Source organism: Streptomyces paradoxus (assembly GCF_014202475.1).
In the GTDB taxonomy this organism is placed as follows: Bacteria; Actinomycetota; Actinomycetes; order Streptomycetales; family Streptomycetaceae; genus Streptomyces; species Streptomyces paradoxus.
Genome location: NZ_JACHGV010000004.1, coordinates 607,619 through 628,949, shown reverse-complemented (window position 1 = coordinate 628,949; position 21,331 = coordinate 607,619). Strand labels below are relative to the sequence as shown.

Genomic DNA, 21,331 nt, shown 5'->3' with positions numbered 1-21,331 from the left:
TCAGGGGTGGCGGTGTGCCCGTTCGGACGGCTCTGCGTGGCACCATCGATATGCCATGACTGCTCCCACGAAGCCCCCGCAGCCCATCCCCGCCCCCGCCGACGCCCCCTCCGGCCCGCCCCTCGGAGCGGACCTGCACTCCCCCGTCATCGACTGGTTCGGCGAACACGCCCGTGACCTGCCCTGGCGGCGCCCCGAGGCCGGGGCGTGGGGGGTGATGGTCAGTGAGTTCATGCTGCAGCAGACGCCGGTGAGCCGCGTCCTGCCCGTCTACGAGCAGTGGCTGGAGCGCTGGCCGCGCCCCGCCGACCTGGCCAAGGAGGCGCCCGGTGAGGCCGTCCGCGCCTGGGGCCGGCTCGGCTACCCGCGCCGCGCGCTGCGCCTGCACGGCGCCGCCGTCGCCATAACGGAACGGCACGGCGGTGACGTACCGGCCGACCACGCCCAGCTGCTGGCGCTGCCCGGCATCGGCGAGTACACGGCCGCCGCCGTCGCCTCCTTCGCCTACGGGCAGCGGCACCCGGTGCTGGACACCAACGTGCGCCGGGTCCTCGCCCGCGCGGTCACCGGTGTGCAGTACCCGCCGAACGCCACCACCGCCGCCGAACGCAAGCTGGCCCGCGCGCTGCTGCCCGAGGACGAGCCGACCGCCGCCCGCTGGGCCGCCGCCTCCATGGAGCTGGGCGCGCTGGTGTGCACGGCGAAGAGCGAGTCGTGCCACCGCTGCCCGATCGCCGCGCAGTGCGCGTGGCGGTTGGCGGGCAAGCCGGAGCACGACGGTCCGCCCCGCAAGGGCCAGACCTACGCGGGCACCGACCGGCAGGTGCGCGGGCGGCTGCTCGCCGTGCTGCGCGAGGCGCACGGGCCCGTTCCGCAGGCCGCTCTGGACCGGGTGTGGCACGAGCCGGTGCAGCGGGCCCGTGCCCTCGACGGTCTCGTCTCCGACGGTCTGGTGGAGCCGATGGCGGGCGGTCTGTACCGGCTGCCGCTGACCTGACGTACAGGCACATCACAGCGCGGGCCACCGTCCGTCACAGGAGCCAGGGTGGGCAAATCACCCTGAACCCGCCTCAACACCCCCACGTCTTTACCCCGTTCGGATTTCCGTTACACAACCGACGGACAGCCGAGTGCTGGCCGCAGGCTGCTTCGGACAGCGCCGTGACAACGCCTCCGTACCTTCAGATGCGTTCCCGGAAGACACGGGACGAATGAAGACCACAGGCAGTACACGGGCGGCGGGGAGCCGGTCCGAACGGGGAAACGGGAGGCGGTTCACCATGGCGCAGGGCGAGGTGCTCGAGTTCGAGGAGTACGTCCGCACCCGGCAGGACGCGCTGCTGCGCAGCGCCCGCCGCCTGGTCCCGGACCCGACGGATGCGCAGGACCTGCTGCAGACGGCGCTGGTACGGACGTACGGCCGCTGGGAGACCATCGAGGACAAGCGGCTGGCCGACGCCTACCTGCGCCGGGTGATGATCAACACCCGCACGGAGTGGTGGCGGGCGCGGAAGCTGGAGGAGGTCCCGACCGAGCAGCTCCCGGACGCCTCGGTCGACGACGCCACCGAGCAGCACGCGGACCGCGCCCTGCTCATGGACATCCTGAAGGTGCTCGCCCCCAAGCAGCGCAGTGTCGTGGTACTGCGACACTGGGAGCAGATGTCCACGGAGGAGACGGCCGCCGCCCTCGGCATGTCGGCCGGAACGGTCAAGAGCACGCTGCACCGGGCGCTCGCCCGGCTCCGCGAGGAGCTGGAGTCCCGCGATCTGGACGCACGCGCGCTGGAGCGTGAGGAGCGGGAGCGGTGCGCGGCCTGACCGGCGAGGGTTCTGCACGGACCCGGGGCAGTATCCAGGCGGTGAGCGCGGCACTGGCCGTGCCCACCGCCCTCGCCCTTTTGGTGTCCGGGTGCGGTGCCGGCGGCACCGGCGCCCGTGACGAGGGCCCGGCGCACACCGACTCGGTGGCGGGCGCGGCCGCCGCCACACCGTCCGCCGCACCGTCGAAGTCCCCCGACACCGTGAACGCGGTCAGGCTCATCAAGGACGACCCGAAGGTCGCGCCCGCGGTGAAGCGCGAGCTGAAGCCGTGCGTCGCCGACGAGTACCCGGTCGACGTCTCCTACGGCAATCTGACCTCAGGCTCCGCCGACGATGTCGTCGTCAACGTGCTGACCTGCGGTGACGCGGTGGGTGTCGGCAGTTACGTGTACCGCGAGCACGACGGCTCGTACGAGAATGTGTTCAAGGCCGAGGAGCCGCCGGTCTACGCGGAGATCGACCGCGGGGACCTGGTGGTGACCAAGCAGGTGTACGAGAAGGGCGACCCGGTGTCGAGTCCCTCCGGGGAGAACGTGATCACGTACAGATGGACCTCGGGCCACTTCGCCGAGAAGTACCGCACGCACAACGACTACGGGAAGGTCGTCGGCGACAGCGCGACGCCGGTGCCCGCGGGCTGACGCGGGCGGGAGGGCCGCGTGAACCGATCGGGCCCCTCGGACCGATCCCTCGGTGAACGCATCGCAGGGGCCGTGCGTCCCAGCAGGAGAACGCACCCCACGGACCACGAAGGACTGAGAGCACCGGGATGGCAGACCAGACCCATGTCCTGTTCGTCGAGGACGACGACGTCATCCGCGAGGCCACGCAGCTCGCCCTGGAGCGGGACGGCTTCGTGGTCACCGCCATGCCCGACGGGCTCTCGGGCCTGGAGGCGTTCCGGTCGGACCGCCCCGACATCGCGCTCCTGGACGTCATGGTCCCCGGCCTCGACGGTGTCAGCCTGTGCCGCCGTATCCGCGACGAGTCGACCGTGCCGGTGATCATGCTGTCGGCGCGGGCCGACTCCATCGACGTCGTGCTGGGCCTGGAGGCGGGCGCCGACGACTACGTGACCAAGCCGTTCGACGGTGCGGTCCTGGTCGCCCGGATCCGCGCGGTGCTGCGCCGCTTCGGGCACGCGGGCGGCGGCCGGGGCGACGAGCCGGCCGCCCCGGCGAGCGGCGGGGTGCTGGCCTTCGGGGACCTGGAGGTCGACACCGAGGGCATGGAGGTCCGCCGCGCCGGACAGCCGGTGGCGCTGACGCCGACCGAGATGCGGCTGCTGCTGGAGTTCTCCTCCGCGCCGGGCACGGTGCTCTCCCGCGACAAGCTGCTGGAGCGGGTGTGGGACTACGGCTGGGGCGGGGACACCCGCGTCGTCGACGTGCACGTGCAGCGGCTGCGGCAGAAGATCGGCCAGGACCGGATCGAGACGGTCCGCGGCTTCGGCTACAAGTTGAAGGCCTGAGCAGGGGCAGGGGTATGAGGGGGCACTTCCGGCGCCTGGTCGCCGCGGGCTTGGAGCGTGCGGGCATCCGTACGGGCCTCAGATGGAAGCTGAGCGCGGCCATCGCACTGGTGGGTGCGCTGGTGGCGATCGCGCTGAGCCTCGTCGTGCACAACGCCGCCCGGGTCTCGATGCTGGACAACGCGCGCGACCTCGCCGACGAGCGGATCATGATCGCCCAGCGCAACTTCGAGCTGTCCGGGCGGATGAACTTCCCCAACACCAAGATCAACGACCCGGAGCTGCCGCATGCGCTGCGGGAGCGGGTCGAGGCGGGCCAGCGGGCGACGTACGTGGCCGACAAGCCGGGAGACGTGCCCGACATATGGGCCGCCGTGCCGCTGAAGAACGGGCAGGTGATGTCCCTGCACTCGGGCTTCACCGACCGCAGCTCCGACATCCTTCAGGACCTCGACCAGGCCCTGCTCATCGGGTCGATCGCGGTCGTCCTCGGCGGCAGCGCGCTCGGGGTGCTGATCGGCGGGCATCTCTCGCGACGGCTGCGCAAGGCGGCCATCGCGGCGGGCCAGCTCGCGGGCGGCGAGACGGACGTGCGGGTGCGGGACGCCATGGGCGGGGTCGTGCGGGACGAGACGGACGACCTGGCGAGCGCGGTGGACGCCATGGCGGACGCGCTGCGGCAGCGCATCGAGGCCGAACGGCGGGTCACCGCCGATATCGCGCACGAGCTGCGCACCCCGGTGACCGGGCTGCTCACCGCCGCCGAACTGCTGCCGCCCGGACGCCCGACCGAGCTGGTGCTGGACCGGGCCAAGGCCATGCGCACGCTGGTCGAGGACGTGCTGGAGGTGGCCCGTCTTGACGGGGCCTCCGAGCGGGCGGAGCTGCAGGACATCATGCTGGGCGAGTTCGTCGCCCGGCGGGTGGCGGCCAAGGACCCGGCCATCGAGGTGCGCATCGTGCACGAGTCGGAGGTCACCACCGACCCGCGCCGCCTGGAGCGCGTCCTGTTCAATCTCCTGGCCAACGCGGCCCGGCACGGCAAGCCGCCCGTCGAGGTCAGCGTCGAGGGCCGGGTCATCCGCGTGCGCGACCACGGCCCGGGCTTCCCCGAGGACCTGCTCGCCGAGGGCCCGAGCCGCTTCCGCACCGGCAGCAGGGACCGGGCCGGTCACGGCCACGGACTGGGCCTGACCATCGCGGCCGGTCAGGCCCGGGTGCTGGGCGCCCGGCTGACCTTCCGCAACGTCCGCACCCCCGGGACACCGGAGCATCTGCCGGCCGAGGGCGCCGTCGCCGTGCTGTGGCTGCCGGAGCACGCGCCGACGAACACGGGGAGCTACCCGATGCTGCCGGCGTCGTAGGGCCGGAGATCCCTGGTCAGCAGGTCCAGTCCTGGTCCATGTCGAGGCCGCCCTCGCGGGGCTGGGTGAAGGAGAACCAGTTGCCCGAGTCGTCGCGGAACAGCGCCTCGGTGCCGTACGGGCGCTCCTGCGGCTCCTGGAGGAACTCCACGCCCCGGTCCTTGAGCTTCTTGTAGTCGCCGTGGATGTCGTCGGTGGTCAGCACGCCCGCGCCGAGCGCCCCCTTGGTCACCAGCTTCCTGACCATCTCGGCGGACTCGGGGTCCATGGCGGGCCCGCCGGGCACCATGAGCGTCAGCTCGACGCCGGGCTGGTCCGGGGAGCCGACCGTGAGCCAGCGCATACCGCCCTCGCCCATGGTCATGTCCGTACGGACCTCCAGGCCCAGCTTCCGGGTGTAGAACTCCTTCGCCCGGTCCTGGTCGAGGACCCAGACGGTCGATATGGCGAGACCCTTGATCATGGCGTGCTCCTGCTCTGGCCCTGCGGCCGTCGTACCTGCCCTGCCACGGTAGGCAGCGGGGGTGTCAGCCCGCTTCTCCGGAATTGCGCTGCTTCGCCTCTCCGGAAGGGTTCTGCTCGCCGGCGCCGGGCGCGGAGCGGAAGCCGCCGGCCCAGAGCATGGCATAGCAGCCGGGTATGAGGGCGGCGCCCCGGCCCACGTGCTTCGTCCGGTACTCGCTGGGGGTCAGGCCGGTCCACGCCTTGAAACGGGACGAGAACGTGCCGACGCTGCTGAAGCCGACCAGGTGACAGATCTCCGTCACCGACAGGTTCGCCGTGCGCAGCAGGTCCTCGGCGCGTTCTATGCGGCGGTGCGTCAGGTACTGGCCGGGGGTCTCGCCGTACGCCTCCTTGAAAGCGCGGATGAAGTGGTAGCGCGAATACCCGGCGTGCGCGGCCATGGTGTCCAGGTCGAGCCCGGGGTCGGCCCAGTCCCGGTCCATGGCGTCCTTGGCGAGCCGGATCTGGCGCGTCTTGTCCATGCGACCGATGGTGGCACGGGGGTCTGACAACGGCCCCCGGCTCGCGGCCGGGCATGACGAAGGCCCCCGGGCGGACACTCCCGGGGGCCTCGTACTCCTGCGGTCAGACGGCCTCGACCACGGGCGGCTGCGCCGCCGGGGCGTCCGGCTTGCCGTCCTCCTTCGGTCCCGCTCCCCGCAGCGGCACCTCCTTCACGAACACGGCCGCCGCGAGTGCGACCACCGCGACCACCGCGCCGAGCAGGAACGCCGAGTGGGTGCCGGCGGAGACCGCGTGCTGGTAGGCCTCCCGTGCCAGCACCGGCAGCTTCTCCAGGCTCTTCGCGTCGAGCTGCGCCGACTGCTCGGTCACCTTGGAGCCCAGCGCCCCGGCCCGCTCGCTCATGACGTCCTGGACGCGGTTGTTGAACAGGGCGCCCATGATCGCGACGCCGAAGGAGGAGCCGAGGGTGCGGAAGAGCGTGGTGGACGAGGACGCGACGCCCATGTCCTTCATCTCGACGCTGTTCTGGGCGACCAGCATGGTGATCTGCATCAGGCAGCCCATGCCGAGCCCGACCACGGCCATGAAGATTCCGGACGTCAGACGCGAGGTCCCGGTGTCCATCGTGGAGAGCAGGTACAGCCCGACGATCATCAGCGCGCTGCCGGCGACCGGGAAGACCTTGTACCTGCCGGTGTTCGTGGTCACCCGCCCGGCGACCATCGAGGTCACGAGCATCGCGCCGAGCATGGGCAGGAGCAACAGCCCGGAGTTGGTCGCGGAGGCACCCTGCACGGACTGCTGGTACAGGGGCAGGAAGAGCGTGGCGCCGAACATCACGAAGCCGGTGATGAAGCCGATGACCGACATCAGCGTGAAGTTGAGGCTGCGGAAGATGTGCAGCGGCAGCACCGGCTCGGCGGCCCTGGTCTGCCAGAACACGAACCCGACGAGCGCGGCGACCCCGATGCCGATCAGCTCCATGATCCGCGCGGAGCTCCAGGCGTACTCGGTGCCGCCCCAGGTCGTCACGAGCACGATCGCGGTGATGCCGACGGTCAGCAGCGCGGCGCCCAGGTAGTCGATCCGCGCCTTGGAGCGCTTCTTCGGCAGGTGCAGCACCGCGCTGACGGCGACCAGCGCGACCGCGCCGAGCGGCAGGTTGATGTAGAAGGCCCAGCGCCAGCCCCAGTTGTCGGTGATGGTGCCGCCGACGAGCGGACCGCCGATCATCGCCAGCGCCATGACGCCGGCCATCATGCCCTGGTACTTGCCGCGCTCCCGGGGCGGGATCAGGTCGCCGATGATCGCCATGACACCGACCATGAGACCGCCGGCACCGAGGCCCTGCACGGCGCGGAAGCCGATCAGTTCGCCCATGTTCTGGGCCATGCCGCTGAGCGCGGAGCCGATCAGGAAGAGGACGATGGACGACAGGAAGGTGCCCTTGCGGCCGTACATGTCGCCGAGCTTGCCCCACAGCGGGGTGGAGGCCGCGGTCGCGAGCGTGTAGGCGGTGACGACCCAGGAGAGGTGTTCGAGCCCGCCCAGCTCACCGACGATCGTCGGCATCGCCGTACCGATGATCATGTTGTCGAGCATCGCGAGCATCATGGCGATCATCAGTGCGAGCAGCACGACCCGCACGCTCTTGGGCTGTTTCTCCCCGGCGTCGGCCACTGGTGTGTCCGTCGTGTCCGTCATCGCTCCCACTCCCCCACCACCGCTACTTACTTGCCGACCGGCTAGTGACTACACTCGGAAGCTAGTCGTGGAACTAGCCGGGCGTCAAGTAAGTTTTATGGAAAGCGGGGGGCGTAGGAGGATGGGCGGCACCATGGACGGCACCAGGCAGCGGCGCCGCGGGAACACCCGCCGGCGCATCCAGGACGTGGCCCTCGAACTCTTCGCGGAGCAGGGCTACGAGAAGACCTCCCTGCGCGAGATCGCCGAGCGCCTGGAGGTCACCAAAGCGGCGCTCTACTACCACTTCAAGACGAAGGAAGAGATCCTCGTCAGCATCTTCGAGGACCTCACCCAGCCGATCGAGGACCTGATCGAGTGGGGCCGGGAGCAACCGCACACCCTGGCCACCAAGCAGGAGACCGTCCGCCGCTACGCCGCAACACTCGCCGAGGCGGCGCCACTGTTCCGCTTCATGCACGAGAACCAGGCGACGGTACGGGACCTGCGGATCGGCGAGTCCTTCAAATCGCGCATCCACAGTCTGCGCGACATCATCGTCGACCCGGACGCCGCCCTGGTCGACCAGGTCCGCTATGCCAGCGCGATCTTCACGCTGCACGCCGGCATGTTCCTGCTCCCCGACATGGGAGACGACCCCGAGGAGAAGAACAAAGCCGTCCTCGAGGTCGCCACGGACCTGGTGGCCCAGGCCCACCGGGGAGCCGGGGGCTCCTAGAGCCTGCGCTCACAGGCTGGTCAGACCTTCACGCCCTTGGCGCGCAGGAACTTGACCGGGTCGACCGCCGAGCCGTAGTTCGGGGTCGTGCGGATCTCGAAGTGCAGGTGCGGACCACTGGAGTTGCCGGTGTTGCCGGACTTGGCGATCTCCTGGCCGGTCTTGACGATCTGGCCGATCCGCACGGTGACCTTGGACAGGTGGGCGTACTGGGAGTACGTGCCGTTGCCGTGCTTGATCACGACGGCGTTGCCGTACGCGGGACCGTCACCGGCGCCGTTGCCGCCGGCCTTGACCACGGTGCCGCCGTGGGTGGCGACGACCTGGGTGCCGCTCGGCACGGCGAAGTCCTGACCGCTGTGGGTGGACTGCCACATGCCGCCGTTCTGGGCGAAGGACGCGGAGAGCTTGTACTTCTTCACCGGGTCGACCCAGGACGGCGCGGCCTTCTTGGCGGCCGCCTTCTCGGCAGCGGCCTTCTTCTCGGCAGCCTTCTTCGCGGCGGCGGCCTTGGCGGCCTTCTCGGCCTTGGCGGCCTCGGCCTTGGCGGCCTTGGCCTGGGCGGCGGCCTGTGCCTGGACGGCACTGGCGGCACCGGACGCGGCCGTGGTGTCGGCGGCGGACGCGACCCCGGCTCCCAGTGCGACCGAGACACCAAGGCCGGCGGCCAGCACGGTCGCACGGGTGCGGAGCTGGGACGTACGGGAAGAACGGGACGTGACGCGCTGGGACATCGAAACCTCGTATGGAAGGGGACGGAGAAAACCACCCGGCGCACAGACGCTCGCCGCATGGCCATCCCTTGGTAACCCGCGGCCCGACAAACACCCAAAAGCGTGATCTACGACGCTCTTTAGTAATTTGGTTCAGTGTTCTACGTCTCTTGACACAGCAGTCATTCGGGACGAATCAGGGCACTAGCCCGCACTTCCACGCCCACACCGGGGCAAGAATCCCTTTTCTCCCGTTCCGTTATCCACTATTCCAGCTAGTAACGGACATATCGCCTGTGCCGCATGTCACCGGGGACCCTCTCCGGCCATTCCTGAAATGTGGCGCACGCCTCTAGGCGCCTACCGCCCGGTAACCCTACGGTTCCCTTCGCGCCACCCTCGCGCACAAGCATGCACACGACATGTTGGCAGCGTCACGGACGTGAGAGGACCCCCACGACATGCAGACCAGACGCCCCTGGTTGCGCCGCGCATCAGTGACCGCCGTCTCGGCCACGGCCCTCCTGGCGATGGCCGCACCGGCCGACGCCACCACCGCCCCCCAGGCCGCCACGGCCACCACCACGTCCGCGGCCGCGGACGTCGACTACGGCACCTGGCAGAAGGACTGCCAGGCCGTGATGAACCAGGCGCTGCCCTACCTGAAGCAGCGGATCGCGGCCGCGAAGCCGGGCGAGAAGCAGGCGATCGTCCTCGACATCGACAACACCGCGCTGGAGACGGACTTCGGCTTCAGCTACCCGCAACCGGCCAACAAGCCGGTCCTGGAGGCCGCCAGATACGCGCAGGAACGCGGCGTCGCCCTGTTCTTCGTGACCGCCCGGCCGGACATCATCGCCTCGTTCACCCAGTACAACCTGAAGCAGACCGGCTACCAGGTCTCGGGGCTCTACGTCCGCAACTTCATCGACCTCTTCAAGAACGTCGCCGAGTACAAGACGGCCCAGCGCGTCGACATCGAACGCAAGGGCTACACGATCATCGCGAACATCGGCAACAGCAGCACCGACCTCTCGGGCGGCCATGCCGAGAAGACGTACAAACTGCCGGACTACGACGGGCAGCTGTCCTGACCCGCCTGGTCAACTGCCGGTAGTCTCACCCCCGTTCACGCGATCACGGGGGTGGGGCGGTTGGATCCGACGGTACTCGGCGGCAAGCTGGCGTCCGCACTGGTGACCCCGCTGCTGAGGAAGCTCTTCCGCCCGGAGGGACCGGGAGCGGGCCTCGTCGACAAGCCCGTACGCCTGTCCGCTCTCGTGTCCTTCCGTGGCGAGAAACGCACCCTGGACGACCGGGACGTCCACAGACTCGCCGCGCAGCTCGTGGCGCAGTCGGTGGACTCCCCCGGCGAGCAGCCCTTCCCGCCCGACGAGCGGATCGCGGTCACCGACACCCTGGCCCGCAGGCTGCTCGCCCTCGGCGACCTCGACATGGACGACGTCCAGGCGGTCCGCCTGGGCCACCGCGAACTGGCCGAGAAGCTGCACCACGCGGCCCTGCCACCCGACGGGCTGTCCGCCGACTCCTGCCACTTCCTCGACCACGCGACCGAGTGGGCGTGCCTGAACATCCTGGAGTTCTTCACCCGCCGCTCCACCTTCGTCGCCCGCTCCCTCGTCGAACAGACCCGCGGCCAGGCCGAACTGATCGCCAAGGTCGACGAGCTGCTCACCCGTACCCCCCGCCCGTTCGCCCGCGACGCCGCCTTCGAACGCCGCTACCTGCCGTACGTCGCCGAGCGCCACAACCACATCACCATCTACGGCATCGACCTGCGGGACTCCCCGGACCGCTGGCCCCTGGAAGTCGCCTACCTCAGCCTGGAGGCGACGAGCGGCGAGCAGACCGGTGTGTCCGACGGGCCACCGGGCGAGCACACGGGCGCCGCCACCGCCGCCGCCCGGCTACCCGCCGAGGAGGCACTCAGCAGCCACGACCGGGTCCTGCTGCGCGGCGACGCCGGCTCCGGCAAGACCACACTGGTGCAGTGGCTGGCGGTGACCGCCGCCCGGGGCGCGACCCGCGTCCCGTTCGTCCTCCCCCTGCGCACCCTGGTCCGCTCGGGCGCGCTCCCCGCGCCCGCGGCCTTTCTCACGGCGGTGGCCTGCCCCCTCACCCCGCCGGAGGGCTGGGCGGAACGCGTCCTGGCCGCCGGGCGCGGGCTGGTCCTGGTCGACGGCCTGGACGAGATCCCGGCCGCCGACCGGCACCGCACCCGTGACTGGCTGCTCGCCCTGATCCACGCCTTCCCCGGCAACCACTGGCTGCTGACCTCGCGTCCCACCGCCGTACGCCCGGACTGGCTGGCCACCGAGGGCTTCCGGGAACTGACCCTCACGCCGATGCGCCGCGCCGACGTGGCGACGTTCGTGCACCGCTGGCACGCGGCCGCGCAGGCGCCCGAGTACGAGACACAGCTCCTGGACTCCCTGCGCACCAAACGCGACCTGGCCCGCCTCGCCACCAACCCGTTGATGTGCGGCCTGATCTGCGCCCTTCACCGGGAGCGGCGGGGCTACCTCCCCACCGGCCGCAAGGAGCTGTACGACGCCGCCCTCGCGATGCTGCTCGCCCGCCGCGACCGGGAACGGGGCATGGGCGCGGTGGACGGCGTCGAGCTGGGCGAGGAGGCCCAGCTGGAGGTGCTCCAGCGGCTCGCCTACGCGCTGGTGCTGAGCGGCAACACGGAGATGGACCTGGAGACGGCCGAGGGCATCGTGGCCCGCTGTCTGCCGGTCGTCGCGCCGGGATCGGGCCGGGGTGACGCCGAGGCGGTGCTGCGCGCGCTCCTGCTCCGCAGCGGCCTGCTGCGCCGCCCCGGCGAGGGCGTCGTCGACTTCGTCCACCGCACCTTCCAGGACTACCTGGGCGCCCGGTACGCCGTCGAGGAGGGCCATCTGGACGTCCTCACGGGCCACGCGGGCGACAGTCTCTGGGAGGACGTGATCCGCATGGCGGTCGCGCACGCCCGGCCCCGGGAACGGGCGACCCTGCTGCGCCGGCTGCTGGCCGAGGGCGCCCCGCGGCTGACCCTCCTCGCCCTGGCCTGCCTCGAACACGCCGCGGCCCTGGATCCCGGGGTGCGGGCGGAGGTGGAGGAACGGGCCGGGGCGCTCGTCCCGCCGCGTACGACGGAGGAGGCGAAGGCCCTCGCGGAGGCGGGCCCGCTGGTCCTGGAGCTGCTGCCCGGGCCGGACGGGCTGACCGCCGAGGAAGCCCACGGCGTCGCCGTCACCGCCTCACTGCTCGGGGCGGAGGAGGACGAGGGCGCCCTGGCGGTGCTGCGCCGCTTCCGCGAGCATCCGGATCTGGACGTCCGGCGCCAGCTGGCCGGCACCTGGAGCCGCTTCGACACGCGCGAGTACGCGATCGAGGTGCTCGACCACCTGGAGCGGGACGGTCTCTCCCTGGTCTGCGAGTCGGCCGAGCAGAGGGCGGCGCTCCGCCTGATGCGCCCCTGGCAGAGACTGCGGTTCGACGGCCCGATCACCGCTGCCGGGCTCATCGACTGCGTCCCCGACCCTTCCGGGGTCCGCCTCCTGCACCTGCGGAACAACCCGGGCCTCGGGGATCTGGGCGAGCTGCGGGCGTTCCGGTCCCTGACCTCCCTGTGGCTCCAGCGCTGCCCGGACGCCGTGGGCCTGTCGAGCCTGGCGGACCTGCCGCTCACCGACCTGTCGGTCTTCGACCGCGGAGCGGACCTCACCGGGCTGGGGTCACTGACGCTGCTCACACGGCTCTCCATCGCCCAGAGCCTTCCGGGGGACGTCCTCACCGACGTCCTCCCCGTCGAGGCGCCCCTGCTGAGTCTCTTCCTGGGGATGGGGTCCATCCGCTCGACGGGGCTGCGCGGCCTGACCCGGTGGCCCACGCTCCAGTCCCTCGCGTTCGGCGTGTCCGGCGGGCAGCGCCTCAGTGCCGAGGACTGGTCCGAGGTGGCCGGCCTCCCGGCGCTCACCACGCTGTCGCTCTACGGGCAGCCCGAGGCCTACGCACACGACGCCATGCCGGAACTGCCCGGCGTCCGGGATCTTCAGTTCCTCGCGGACCCGCCGCCCCCGGAAGCGCTGCGGGTCCTCGCCTCGCGCCTGCCGGGCCTGCGCACCGTGGGCGTCGCCACCCCGCTCATCGGCACGGAGCCCCTCGACCCCTACGCCGAGCTCTTCCCCAGCGCCGAGATCTTCCGCATTTGACCCCGGGCACGCGAAAGGGGCCGGTGCCCCGGAAGGCACCGGCCCCTTTCACTCGGCCGTGACGCTTACGCGTCCTTGCTCAGGTTCGGACCCGTGCCACCGGCCGCCTGCTCGATCGGCGGGACGTCCGGGAGAGCCGCCTTCTCCTCGCCGCGGAAGGTGAAGGTCTTGGTCTCGCCCTCGCCCTCCGTGTCGACGACCACGATGTGACCGGGGCGCAGCTCGCCGAAGAGGATCTTCTCCGACAGCGAGTCCTCGATCTCGCGCTGGATGGTGCGACGCAGCGGACGCGCACCCAGCACCGGGTCGTAGCCCCTCTTGGACAGCAGCTCCTTGGCGGACTGGGAGAGCTCGATGCCCATGTCCCGGTCCTTCAGGCGCTCGTCGACCTTGTCGATCATCAGGTCGACGATCTTGAGGATGTCGTCCTGGCTGAGCTGCGGGAAGACGACCACGTCGTCGACGCGGTTGAGGAACTCGGGCCGGAAGTGCTGCTTGAGCTCGTCCGAGACCTTGTTCTTCATGCGCTCGTAGTTGGACTTGGTGTCGCCCTGGGCTGCGAAGCCCAGGTTGAAGCCCTTGGAGATGTCCCGGGTGCCGAGGTTGGTCGTCATGATGATGACCGTGTTCTTGAAGTCCACGACCCGGCCCTGGGAGTCGGTCAGGCGACCGTCCTCCAGGATCTGCAGCAGCGAGTTGAAGATGTCCGGGTGGGCCTTCTCGACCTCGTCGAACAGGACGACCGAGAACGGCTTGCGGCGGACCTTCTCCGTCAGCTGGCCGCCCTCTTCGTAGCCCACGTAGCCGGGGGGCGAACCGAAGAGACGCGAGACCGTGTGCTTCTCGCTGAACTCCGACATGTCGAGGGAGATCAGCGCGTCCTCGTCGCCGAAGAGGAACTCGGCGAGCGCCTTGGACAGCTCGGTCTTACCGACACCGGACGGGCCGGCGAAGATGAACGAGCCACCGGGACGCTTGGGGTCCTTCAGACCGGCACGCGTACGGCGGATCGCCTTCGACAGCGCCTTGACGGCGTCGTTCTGGCCGATGACCCGCTTGTGGAGCTCCTCCTCCATGCGCAGCAGGCGGGAGGACTCCTCCTCGGTGAGCTTGAAGACCGGGATGCCGGTGGCGGTCGCGAGGACCTCGGCGATCAGCTCGCCGTCGACCTCGGCGACGACGTCCATGTCGCCGGCCTTCCACTCCTTCTCCCGCTTGGCCTTGGCGGCGAGGAGCTGCTTCTCCTTGTCGCGCAGGGAGGCGGCCTTCTCGAAGTCCTGCGAGTCGATCGCGGACTCCTTGTCGCGGCGGACGCCGGCGATCTTCTCGTCGAACTCGCGCAGGTCCGGCGGCGCGGTCATCCGGCGGATGCGCATCCGGGAACCGGCCTCGTCGATCAGGTCGATCGCCTTGTCCGGCAGGAAGCGGTCCGAGATGTACCGGTCGGCCAGGGTGGCGGCCTGGACCAGCGCCTCGTCCGTGATGGAGACGCGGTGGTGGGCCTCGTAACGGTCGCGCAGGCCCTTCAGGATCTCGATCGTGTGCGGCAGGGACGGCTCCGCGACCTGGATGGGCTGGAAGCGGCGCTCCAGGGCCGCGTCCTTCTCCAGGTGCTTGCGGTACTCGTCCAGCGTGGTCGCACCGATGGTCTGCAGCTCACCACGGGCCAGCATCGGCTTGAGGATGCTCGCGGCGTCGATGGCGCCCTCGGCGGCACCCGCACCGACCAGCGTGTGCAGCTCGTCGATGAACAGGATGATGTCGCCGCGGGTGCGGATCTCCTTGAGGACCTTCTTCAGGCGCTCCTCGAAGTCACCGCGGTAGCGGGAGCCGGCGACCAGGGCGCCGAGGTCCAGGGTGTAGAGGTGCTTGTCCTTGAGGGTCTCGGGCACCTCGCCCTTGACGATGGCCTGGGCGAGGCCCTCGACGACGGCGGTCTTGCCGACGCCGGGCTCACCGATCAGCACCGGGTTGTTCTTCGTACGGCGGGACAGCACCTGCATGACCCGCTCGATCTCCTTCTCGCGCCCGATGACCGGGTCGAGCTTGGACTCACGAGCGGCCTGGGTGAGGTTCCGGCCGAACTGGTCGAGGACCAGGGACGTGGAGGGGGTGCCCTCGGCAGGACCGCCGGCGGTGGCGGTCTCCTTGCCCTGGTAACCGGAGAGCAGCTGGATCACCTGCTGCCGCACGCGGTTCAGATCTGCGCCCAGCTTCACGAGGACCTGGGCGGCGACGCCCTCGCCCTCGCGGATCAGGCCGAGCAGGATGTGCTCCGTGCCGATGTAGTTGTGGCCCAGCTGAAGGGCCTCGCGGAGCGACAGCTCCAGGACCTTCTTGGCACGGGGGGTGAAGGGGATGTGGCCGGACGGGGCCTGCTGGCCCTGGCCGATGATCTCCTCCACCTGCTGGCGGACCGCCTCGAGCGAAATCCCGAGGCTCTCAAGGGCCTTGGCGGCGACACCTTCACCCTCGTGGATCAGGCCCAGGAGGATGTGCTCAGTGCCGATGTAGTTGTGGTTGAGCATCCGGGCTTCTTCCTGAGCCAGGACGACAACCCGCCGCGCGCGGTCGGTGAACCTCTCGAACATCGTTAATCGCTCCTCAGAGCGGTCAGGCAGTGGGGGGAACTTCCCCTCCCTGTCCTTCCGCAGCTTAGTCCCGCAAGCGGGGACCGCTCATTCCAACTGCCGACACCGTCCTTGGCCTCCTGACCCCGAACGCCGACATCTGCTCCAACCCGATGGTGCGAGACGATGTTCCCGCAGGCCAGGCAGATACCCCACTCGCCAGTACGCCGATGGCGAACGTGAGACGGCCTTTCCTGCGTGTCGCCCCCTCCCACTAGGGATGTCTTACCCGCGGGGACCGGAAGTCCATGCCGAGCGGCCCCGTTCCCTCCGCTACGGGCGAACAACCTTGCGCCTGCCCGCGCCCCCCGCACGCCCCCATTTCGCCACTTTGTGCGCTCATGGCGCCACCCACCGTAACCCGCACGGCCTTCCGGCTGTTGCACTTGGCATGTTCGGCGCCCCTCACCCGTTGATCGCGTCCGCATCCCGGTTCCTTCCGCTCCCTCGCCGGCCGCTCGACGTGGCCGGCGCGAGCGGTCAGGTCCGGCGCTGGTACGAGAACGAACTCGGGTGGCCGACGGTGCCCGGCGATCCGCCGCGGCTGGTGGTGGGGGTGCGCTACGACGTCCTGGACGTCCCGGCGGAGGCGGGGTATGCGGCGCTGCGGCGCCTGACGCCGGGCTCTCCCGTCGCCCTGCACGGCGACCGGATGCTGTTCCTGGTGGCCGCGGGCAGCGCGGAGGAGCTTCCCGGGCTGCTGGAGTGGCTGGACTGGGGGTCCCTGCCGCTGGATCTCGTGGCGATCGGCGCGGGCGGTCTCATGGAGGCGCCGTCGCCCCCGGTGCCCCGCGAGGAGGAGGGGGACGCACCGCTCAGGGTCGCGTCGCCGCCGCCCGGCCGGTTCGGTTCCCAGGGGGCCGCCGTGTGGCTGCGGCCCCCCGAGCCGGGATGCGAGGTCGAGGCCTCGCTGCCGACGCTGTCGGCGCTGGGGAGCGGTGGGGACGTCCCCGATCTCGTGCGGCTGGTGGACACGGTGGCCACGCTGTGTCACCGGGTCCGGCTGCGGCGCACGGGCGCCCAGCCACCGGCCTTGCCTGCGCAGGGTCGGTAGTGCCGCTGTTCAGCCGTTGGCCTTCTCGTAAGCCTCGCGGATGGTCGCGGGAACACGGCCGCGGTCGTTGACCTCGTAGCCGTTCTCCTTCGCCCAGGCGCGGATCGCCGCGGTGTCCTGGCTGCCGCTCGACGCGGCGCGCGCCTTTCCGCGCCCGCCCGAAGCACGGCCTCCGGTACGCCGACCGCCCTTCACGTAAGGATCGAGAAGGCCACGGAGCTTGTCCGCATTGGCAGTGGTGAGATCGATCTCGTACGTCTTGCCGTCCAGCGCGAACGTCACGGTCTCGTCCGCCTCGCCACCGTCGAGGTCGTCGACAAGAAGGACCTGAACCTTCTGTGCCACCGGATTTCCTTTCATCGATATCTTCAAGGGCCGGGGTGTGCCGGCGTCCGCCGTATCGCCGTCCCCTGTTATATGCAGTACTGCAGTACCTCGGAAAGCAAACCGCTTTTGCCGGGAAAACACAAACCCCCGGCAGAGACCGGCAGCCCGGGCCCGGTCCGGAAACATGTGCGTTTCGGACATAGGGCACCGGGGCAGGGCGGGCGTCGCGGAATATGCCTTGACGAACCGGCGGGACGCTCTCGCGGCCCACTAGCGCCCGGCGATCACAGATGCAGAAGCATCCGGCTGTTGCCCAAGGTGTTCGGTTTCACTCGTTCGAGTCCGAGGAACTCCGCGACGCCTTCGTCATAGGAACGCAGCAGCTCCGCGTAGACATCCGTGTCGACGGGCGTCTCACCGATCTCCACGAAGCCGTGCTTGGTGAAGAAGTCGACTTCGAAGGTCAGGCAGAAAACGCGGCGCACGCCGAGCCAGCGGGCGGTCTGCAGCAACTTCTCCAGCACCCGGTGTCCGACACCCGCCCCCTTCAGGCCGGGCTTCACCGCGAGAGTGCGGACTTCCGCGAGGTCTTCCCACATCACGTGCAGCGCGCCGCAGCCGACGACCTCGGCGTTGTCGTCCCGTTCCGCGACCCAGAACTCCTGGATGTCCTCGTAAAGCGTCACCGTCGCTTTGTCGAGCAGGATGCGGCCGCGGACGTAGGCGTCAAGGAGACCACGCACGGCGGGGACATCGCTGGTGCGGGCCCGTCGGACGGTGATGGCTTTTGCGGTGGCTTCGGGGCTCTTCGCGGACATGACGGGACGCTATCGCCCACCGTGGTCCTGAGCGGAGGCGGGGTTCTCCGGTGAGCCTTGGCGGGGTTCCGCTCCTTCGGCCGCTTCCGCGGATTCCGACGGTTCGGTCGGTTCCTGGGTTTGTGGGCCCTGGACGATGCGTACGGCATCGGTGAGTGACCGGCGCTGTTCCTCGCTCATCATGCCGAAGAAGGCGACGAGAGCGGCCGCGGGGTTGTCGCTCTGCGACCAGGCGTCGTTCATCAGGGCGGCCGCGTAGGCGGCGCGGGTGGAGACGGCCTCATATCGATAGGCGCGGCCTTCCGCCTCGCGGCGCACCCAGCCCTTCTGATGGAGATTGTCCAAAACGGTCATCACGGTGGTGTACGCGATGGACCGCTCCTTCTGAAGATCTTCCAGGACTTCTCGAACGGTCACCGGGCGGTTCCACTTCCACACCCGCGACATGACCGCGTCTTCGAGTTCTCCCAATGGGCGAGGCACAGCTCAGAACAATAGTGGGAGATCCCGGTTATGGCGTGGCGGACGTGCGCTTCACCGGCGAACGGGAACAAAAAGGGCGTACGACTCGAAAGTGCGGGCGCCGCGAGCTGCGGGTCCGCCGAGTCGTACGCCCTCGGAGGGAGTGGGGTCAGGCGTCGGCCTTCGGGGGTGTCGCGGTGGACTGGCGGGCACCCTCCACGCGCGCGAGGGCGGCGTCCACGGCCGCGTCCTCCTTGGCCTTGTTGGCGCCGCCCTGGGTCTTCACGATCACCCGGATCACGCCGATGAAGAAGACGGCCATGACGGCCGGGGGCAGGAGCGCGGAGACGTAGTCCATGGATCCAGGGTAGCCACGTCAGCCCGCGGCGAGCTGCTGGGGGTTGGCCGGGGGCGGCGGGGCCGGCTTGCGGCGCGGGAAGACCTCGCCCGGGGTGGGAATCGGGCGGGAGGGCTTCGGGGTCCCCGGGGCGGGGGCCGGGGCGGGCTTGGGCGCCGGCGGCTTGCGTGCCGGCTTCTTCTCGGGCTGCTTCTGCGGGCCGTCTCCCGCGGAGTCACCGGCGGGGGCGCGGCGGCCCCCGGGGAGCGCCAGCAGGGGGGTGCGGGAGCCGGGGATGGCGGTCGCGGGGAGAGGCGCGGTGGTGAGGGGTGTGACCGTGCAGCGGTCCAGCAGGGCCGCTGCGGCGGGGTTGCCGCGCAGGGCGCGCAGGGCGGCGTGGTCGTCGGGCAGGGGGCGGTAGCCGGCGCCCAGCGCCTCGTCCAGGAGCGCGAGGTAGCCGGCGGCGGTGCCGGGGAGGGCGGCGCGGTAGCGGCCCAGGTCGGCCACGAGGAAGGCACGCAGCCTGACCCCCTCCCGCAGCGCCTCGTCGAGCGACTCTGCGAGACGGAGACAGTCCTGGACGTCGTCGGCCGAGGCAGGGCTGGGGTGGAGGGCAAGGGCGAGAGCGCGGCGGAGCACACGCAGCTCCTCCACGCCGAACGCCATGCCGCCGCGGGATCCGTATGGCGTGGGCATGTGGCGACGATACGCGCTAATCAGACAAATCTCGCATAGGGGGCGGGTGTGGCGTGGGGGACCACTCGTCCCGCCCAGAGCGTCGTGGACGCGACCGCCGACGCCTTCGGACGGATGCGCTCACTTGCCGTGGACAGCGCGCGGCCGGGCCCCGCGACCCGACGCACCGGGCGCCGCCGGGGGGTGCAGGACAGCGACCTCGTCCTCGCAACGCGCTCCCGCCCGCCCCGGCAGACTCACATGCGCGACACGTTCCGCTCGTAGACCAGCCGCAGCCCGATCAGCGTCAGCCACGGTTCGTGCTCGTCGATCACCGAGGACTCGCCCAGGACCATCGGTGCCAGCCCGCCCGTGGCGATGACGGTGACGTCGTCGGCGTCCTGCGACAGCTCGCGGGCCATGCGGTTGACCACGCCGTCGACCTGGCCGGCGAAGCCGTAGATGATGCCCGACTGCATCGCCTCGACCGTGTTCTTGCCGATCACGCTGCGCGGCCGGGCCACCTCGATCTTGCGGAGCTGGGCGCCGCGGACGCCCAGGGCCTCGACGGAGATCTCGATGCCGGGCGCGATGACCCCGCCGACGTACTCGCCGCGCGCGCTGACCGCGTCGAACGTCGTCGCGGTGCCGAAGTCGACGACGATCGCGGGGCCGCCGTAGAGCTCGACCGCGGCGACCGCGTTGATGATGCGGTCCGCGCCGACCTCCTTGGGGTTGTCGGTCAGGATCGGGACGCCCGTCTTGACGCCCGGCTCCACGAGGACCGCCGGGACGTCGCCGTAGTAGCGGCGCGTCACCTCGCGGAGTTCGTGCAGGACCGAGGGGACGGTGGCGCAGATGGCGATGCCGTCGATGCCGTCGCCCAGTTCGTCGCCGAGGAGCGGGTGCATGCCCATCAGGCCCTGGAGGAGGACCGCCAGCTCGTCGGCCGTGCGGCGCGCGTCCGTGGAGATGCGCCAGTGTTCGACGATCTCGTCGCCGTCGAACAGGCCGAGCACGGTGTGGGTGTTTCCTACGTCGATCGTCAGCAGCATGGCCCGACCCGCTCCCTACTCCGCCGGCCGCAGGTCGAGGCCGATGTCCAGGATCGGCGAGGAGTGGGTGAGGGCCCCGACGGCCAGGTAGTCGACGCCGGTGTCCGCGTAGGCCTTGGCGTTGTCGAGGGTGAGGCGGCCCGAGGCCTCCAGGGCGGCGCGGCCCCCGACGATCGCGACGGCCTCCGCGCACTCGCCCGGCGTGAAGTTGTCCAGCAGGATCAGGTCGGCGCCGGCGTCCAGGACCTCGCGGAGCTGGTCCAGGGTGTCGACCTCGACCTCGATGGGGACGTCGGGGAAGCGCTCGCGGACCGCCTGGAAGGCCTGGGCGACACCACCCGCCGCGACCACGTGGTTGTCCTTGACGAGCGCCGCGTCGGAGAGGGACATGCGGTGGTTGACGCCGCCGCCGCAGCGGACCGCGTACTTCTCCAGGGAGCGCAGGCCCGGCGTGGTCTTGCGGGTGTCGCGAACCTTGGCCCTGGTGCCGTCCAGGACGTCCGCCCACGCGCGCGTGGCCGTCGCGACGCCCGACAGGCGGCACAGGATGTTCAGCGCGCTGCGCTCGGCCGTGAGGAGGTCGCGGGTGCGGGTGGTGACGGAGAGGAGCTTCTGTCCCGCCTCGACGCGGTCGCCGTCCTCGGCGTGCCGCTCGATCTCCAGCTCCTCCTCGCAGACCACCGAGACGACCGCCTCGGCGATGCGCAGGCCGGCCACCGTGCCCGCCTCGCGGGCGGTGAAGTCGGCCGTGGCCACCGCGTCCTCGGGGATGGTCGCCACCGTCGTCACGTCTACGCCGTGGGCCAGGTCCTCCTGGAGGGCGACGTTGGCGATGTCCTCGACCTCGACGGGGTCGAGGCCGGCGTCGGCCAGGAGCTGGGCGAGTGCGGGGTCCAGGCCGCACTCCAGGTATGCCTCGTCGTCCGCGCCGCAGGCGCAGCCGTCTGAGCAGCCTCCGGAGGAGGCGAGGGGAAGGTCGGGGGTGCTCACGTCG

The 21,331-nt window shown here is 70.5% G+C and carries 21 protein-coding genes; 9 read left to right on the top strand and 12 right to left on the bottom strand.

The features are described 5' to 3' along the window. Positions 1-55 precede the first annotated feature (55 nt). The 5 genes from HNR57_RS17405 (at position 56) to cseC (ending at position 4,658) form a co-directional block, all read left to right on the top strand. The gene (locus HNR57_RS17405; RefSeq protein WP_184560898.1) at positions 56-997 is read left to right on the top strand and encodes an HhH-GPD family protein; all 942 of its coding nucleotides are present in this window, start codon (positions 56-58) and stop codon (positions 995-997) included. A gap of 283 nt (positions 998-1,280) precedes the next feature. Continuing rightward, positions 1,281-1,820 carry a SigE family RNA polymerase sigma factor gene (locus tag HNR57_RS17400; protein WP_030251439.1) on the top strand — a complete coding sequence of 180 codons (540 nt, stop codon included), beginning with the start codon at positions 1,281-1,283 and terminating at the stop codon, positions 1,818-1,820. Next, complete coding sequence (locus HNR57_RS17395; RefSeq protein WP_184560897.1) at positions 1,808-2,464, top strand: hypothetical protein; 657 nt, start codon at positions 1,808-1,810, stop codon at positions 2,462-2,464. Before HNR57_RS17400 ends, HNR57_RS17395 begins: the two co-directional genes overlap by 13 nt. 128 nt (positions 2,465-2,592) lie before the next feature. Then, positions 2,593-3,294 (top strand): two-component system response regulator CseB, encoded by a 702-nt coding sequence (gene cseB, locus HNR57_RS17390; RefSeq protein ID WP_184560896.1) that lies wholly within the window; start codon positions 2,593-2,595, stop codon positions 3,292-3,294. A 14-nt stretch (positions 3,295-3,308) separates the two neighbouring features. Then, the gene (gene cseC / locus HNR57_RS17385) at positions 3,309-4,658 is read left to right on the top strand and encodes a two-component system sensor histidine kinase CseC (protein ID WP_184560895.1); all 1,350 of its coding nucleotides are present in this window, start codon (positions 3,309-3,311) and stop codon (positions 4,656-4,658) included. Between the two features lie 16 nt (positions 4,659-4,674). On the opposite strand, the gene HNR57_RS17380 is transcribed toward cseC, so the two are convergent. The 3 genes from HNR57_RS17380 to HNR57_RS17370 all read right to left on the bottom strand — a co-directional run bounded on the left by HNR57_RS17380 (position 4,675) and on the right by HNR57_RS17370 (position 7,331). Then, positions 4,675-5,121, bottom strand: coding sequence for a VOC family protein (locus HNR57_RS17380; protein ID WP_184560894.1), 447 nt, complete (start codon positions 5,119-5,121; stop codon positions 4,675-4,677). A gap of 64 nt (positions 5,122-5,185) precedes the next feature. Continuing rightward, positions 5,186-5,644, bottom strand: coding sequence for a helix-turn-helix transcriptional regulator (locus HNR57_RS17375; protein ID WP_184560893.1), 459 nt, complete (start codon positions 5,642-5,644; stop codon positions 5,186-5,188). Positions 5,645-5,747: 103 nt separating this feature from the next. Beyond that, complete coding sequence (locus HNR57_RS17370; RefSeq protein ID WP_184560892.1) at positions 5,748-7,331, bottom strand: MDR family MFS transporter; 1,584 nt, start codon at positions 7,329-7,331, stop codon at positions 5,748-5,750. 121 nt (positions 7,332-7,452) lie between these two features. Here HNR57_RS17370 and HNR57_RS17365 point away from each other — a divergent pair, with 121 nt between their 5' ends. Further along, on the top strand, positions 7,453-8,049 hold the full coding sequence (locus tag HNR57_RS17365; RefSeq protein WP_184560891.1) for a TetR/AcrR family transcriptional regulator: 597 nt from the start codon (positions 7,453-7,455) through the stop codon (positions 8,047-8,049). A gap of 20 nt (positions 8,050-8,069) precedes the next feature. Here HNR57_RS17365 and HNR57_RS17360 read toward each other — a convergent pair whose 3' ends face one another. Then, positions 8,070-8,783 carry a M23 family metallopeptidase gene (locus HNR57_RS17360; RefSeq protein ID WP_184560890.1) on the bottom strand — a complete coding sequence of 238 codons (714 nt, stop codon included), beginning with the start codon at positions 8,781-8,783 and terminating at the stop codon, positions 8,070-8,072. Positions 8,784-9,223: 440 nt separating this feature from the next. On the opposite strand from HNR57_RS17360, the gene HNR57_RS17355 reads away from it, so the two are divergent. Together HNR57_RS17355 and HNR57_RS17350 are read left to right on the top strand one after the other, a co-directional pair. Beyond that, positions 9,224-9,856 carry an HAD family acid phosphatase gene (locus HNR57_RS17355; protein ID WP_184560889.1) on the top strand — a complete coding sequence of 211 codons (633 nt, stop codon included), beginning with the start codon at positions 9,224-9,226 and terminating at the stop codon, positions 9,854-9,856. A 60-nt stretch (positions 9,857-9,916) separates the two neighbouring features. Beyond that, on the top strand, positions 9,917-12,979 hold the full coding sequence (locus HNR57_RS17350) for an NACHT domain-containing protein (RefSeq protein WP_184560888.1): 3,063 nt from the start codon (positions 9,917-9,919) through the stop codon (positions 12,977-12,979). 65 nt (positions 12,980-13,044) lie between these two features. Here the strand turns inward: HNR57_RS17350 and HNR57_RS17345 are convergent, their stop codons facing one another. Continuing rightward, positions 13,045-15,570, bottom strand: a complete 2,526-nt coding sequence (locus tag HNR57_RS17345) for an ATP-dependent Clp protease ATP-binding subunit (RefSeq protein WP_184560887.1) — start codon at positions 15,568-15,570, stop codon at positions 13,045-13,047. Positions 15,571-16,000: 430 nt separating this feature from the next. On the opposite strand from HNR57_RS17345, the gene HNR57_RS17340 reads away from it, so the two are divergent. Beyond that, a complete protein-coding gene (locus HNR57_RS17340) occupies positions 16,001-16,663 on the top strand; it encodes an SCO3374 family protein (protein WP_184560886.1) in 663 nt (220 codons plus the stop codon). Between the two features lie 9 nt (positions 16,664-16,672). Here HNR57_RS17340 and HNR57_RS17335 read toward each other — a convergent pair whose 3' ends face one another. The 7 genes from HNR57_RS17335 to nadC form a co-directional block, all read right to left on the bottom strand. Next, positions 16,673-17,008 (bottom strand): histone-like nucleoid-structuring protein Lsr2, encoded by a 336-nt coding sequence (locus tag HNR57_RS17335; protein WP_102910506.1) that lies wholly within the window; start codon positions 17,006-17,008, stop codon positions 16,673-16,675. A 266-nt stretch (positions 17,009-17,274) separates the two neighbouring features. After that, positions 17,275-17,808: an amino-acid N-acetyltransferase gene (locus tag HNR57_RS17330; protein WP_031111859.1), complete on the bottom strand. Its 534-nt coding sequence runs from the start codon at positions 17,806-17,808 to the stop codon at positions 17,275-17,277. A gap of 9 nt (positions 17,809-17,817) precedes the next feature. Then, positions 17,818-18,255: a BlaI/MecI/CopY family transcriptional regulator gene (locus tag HNR57_RS17325; RefSeq protein ID WP_246554723.1), complete on the bottom strand. Its 438-nt coding sequence runs from the start codon at positions 18,253-18,255 to the stop codon at positions 17,818-17,820. Between the two features lie 184 nt (positions 18,256-18,439). After that, on the bottom strand, positions 18,440-18,628 hold the full coding sequence (locus HNR57_RS17320) for a hypothetical protein (protein ID WP_184560884.1): 189 nt from the start codon (positions 18,626-18,628) through the stop codon (positions 18,440-18,442). Positions 18,629-18,646: 18 nt separating this feature from the next. Beyond that, positions 18,647-19,303, bottom strand: a complete 657-nt coding sequence (locus tag HNR57_RS17315; protein WP_246554662.1) for a hypothetical protein — start codon at positions 19,301-19,303, stop codon at positions 18,647-18,649. A gap of 236 nt (positions 19,304-19,539) precedes the next feature. After that, positions 19,540-20,337, bottom strand: a complete 798-nt coding sequence (locus HNR57_RS17310; RefSeq protein ID WP_033310333.1) for a type III pantothenate kinase — start codon at positions 20,335-20,337, stop codon at positions 19,540-19,542. 15 nt (positions 20,338-20,352) lie between these two features. After that, positions 20,353-21,327 (bottom strand): carboxylating nicotinate-nucleotide diphosphorylase, encoded by a 975-nt coding sequence (nadC, locus tag HNR57_RS17305; protein WP_184560883.1) that lies wholly within the window; start codon positions 21,325-21,327, stop codon positions 20,353-20,355. Positions 21,328-21,331 lie beyond the last annotated feature (4 nt).

What these genes read in the sequence shown, in the direction of transcription:
- HNR57_RS17405 (WP_184560898.1), top strand. Translation starts at nt 56, where the DNA reads ATGACTGCTCCCACGAAGCCCCCGCAGCCCATCCCCGCCCCCGCCGAC.
- HNR57_RS17400 (WP_030251439.1), top strand. Translation starts at nt 1,281, where the DNA reads ATGGCGCAGGGCGAGGTGCTCGAGTTCGAGGAGTACGTCCGCACCCGG.
- cseB (WP_184560896.1), top strand. Translation starts at nt 2,593, where the DNA reads ATGGCAGACCAGACCCATGTCCTGTTCGTCGAGGACGACGACGTCATC.
- cseC (WP_184560895.1), top strand. Translation starts at nt 3,309, where the DNA reads ATGAGGGGGCACTTCCGGCGCCTGGTCGCCGCGGGCTTGGAGCGTGCG.
- HNR57_RS17380 (WP_184560894.1), bottom strand. Translation starts at nt 5,121, where the DNA reads ATGATCAAGGGTCTCGCCATATCGACCGTCTGGGTCCTCGACCAGGAC.
- HNR57_RS17375 (WP_184560893.1), bottom strand. Translation starts at nt 5,644, where the DNA reads ATGGACAAGACGCGCCAGATCCGGCTCGCCAAGGACGCCATGGACCGG.
- HNR57_RS17370 (WP_184560892.1), bottom strand. Translation starts at nt 7,331, where the DNA reads ATGACGGACACGACGGACACACCAGTGGCCGACGCCGGGGAGAAACAG.
- HNR57_RS17365 (WP_184560891.1), top strand. Translation starts at nt 7,453, where the DNA reads ATGGGCGGCACCATGGACGGCACCAGGCAGCGGCGCCGCGGGAACACC.
- HNR57_RS17360 (WP_184560890.1), bottom strand. Translation starts at nt 8,783, where the DNA reads ATGTCCCAGCGCGTCACGTCCCGTTCTTCCCGTACGTCCCAGCTCCGC.
- HNR57_RS17355 (WP_184560889.1), top strand. Translation starts at nt 9,224, where the DNA reads ATGCAGACCAGACGCCCCTGGTTGCGCCGCGCATCAGTGACCGCCGTC.
- HNR57_RS17345 (WP_184560887.1), bottom strand. Translation starts at nt 15,570, where the DNA reads ATGTTCGAGAGGTTCACCGACCGCGCGCGGCGGGTTGTCGTCCTGGCT.
- HNR57_RS17340 (WP_184560886.1), top strand. Translation starts at nt 16,001, where the DNA reads ATGTTCGGCGCCCCTCACCCGTTGATCGCGTCCGCATCCCGGTTCCTT.
- HNR57_RS17330 (WP_031111859.1), bottom strand. Translation starts at nt 17,808, where the DNA reads ATGTCCGCGAAGAGCCCCGAAGCCACCGCAAAAGCCATCACCGTCCGA.
- HNR57_RS17325 (WP_246554723.1), bottom strand. Translation starts at nt 18,255, where the DNA reads ATGTCGCGGGTGTGGAAGTGGAACCGCCCGGTGACCGTTCGAGAAGTC.
- HNR57_RS17320 (WP_184560884.1), bottom strand. Translation starts at nt 18,628, where the DNA reads ATGGACTACGTCTCCGCGCTCCTGCCCCCGGCCGTCATGGCCGTCTTC.
- HNR57_RS17315 (WP_246554662.1), bottom strand. Translation starts at nt 19,303, where the DNA reads ATGCCCACGCCATACGGATCCCGCGGCGGCATGGCGTTCGGCGTGGAG.
- HNR57_RS17310 (WP_033310333.1), bottom strand. Translation starts at nt 20,337, where the DNA reads ATGCTGCTGACGATCGACGTAGGAAACACCCACACCGTGCTCGGCCTG.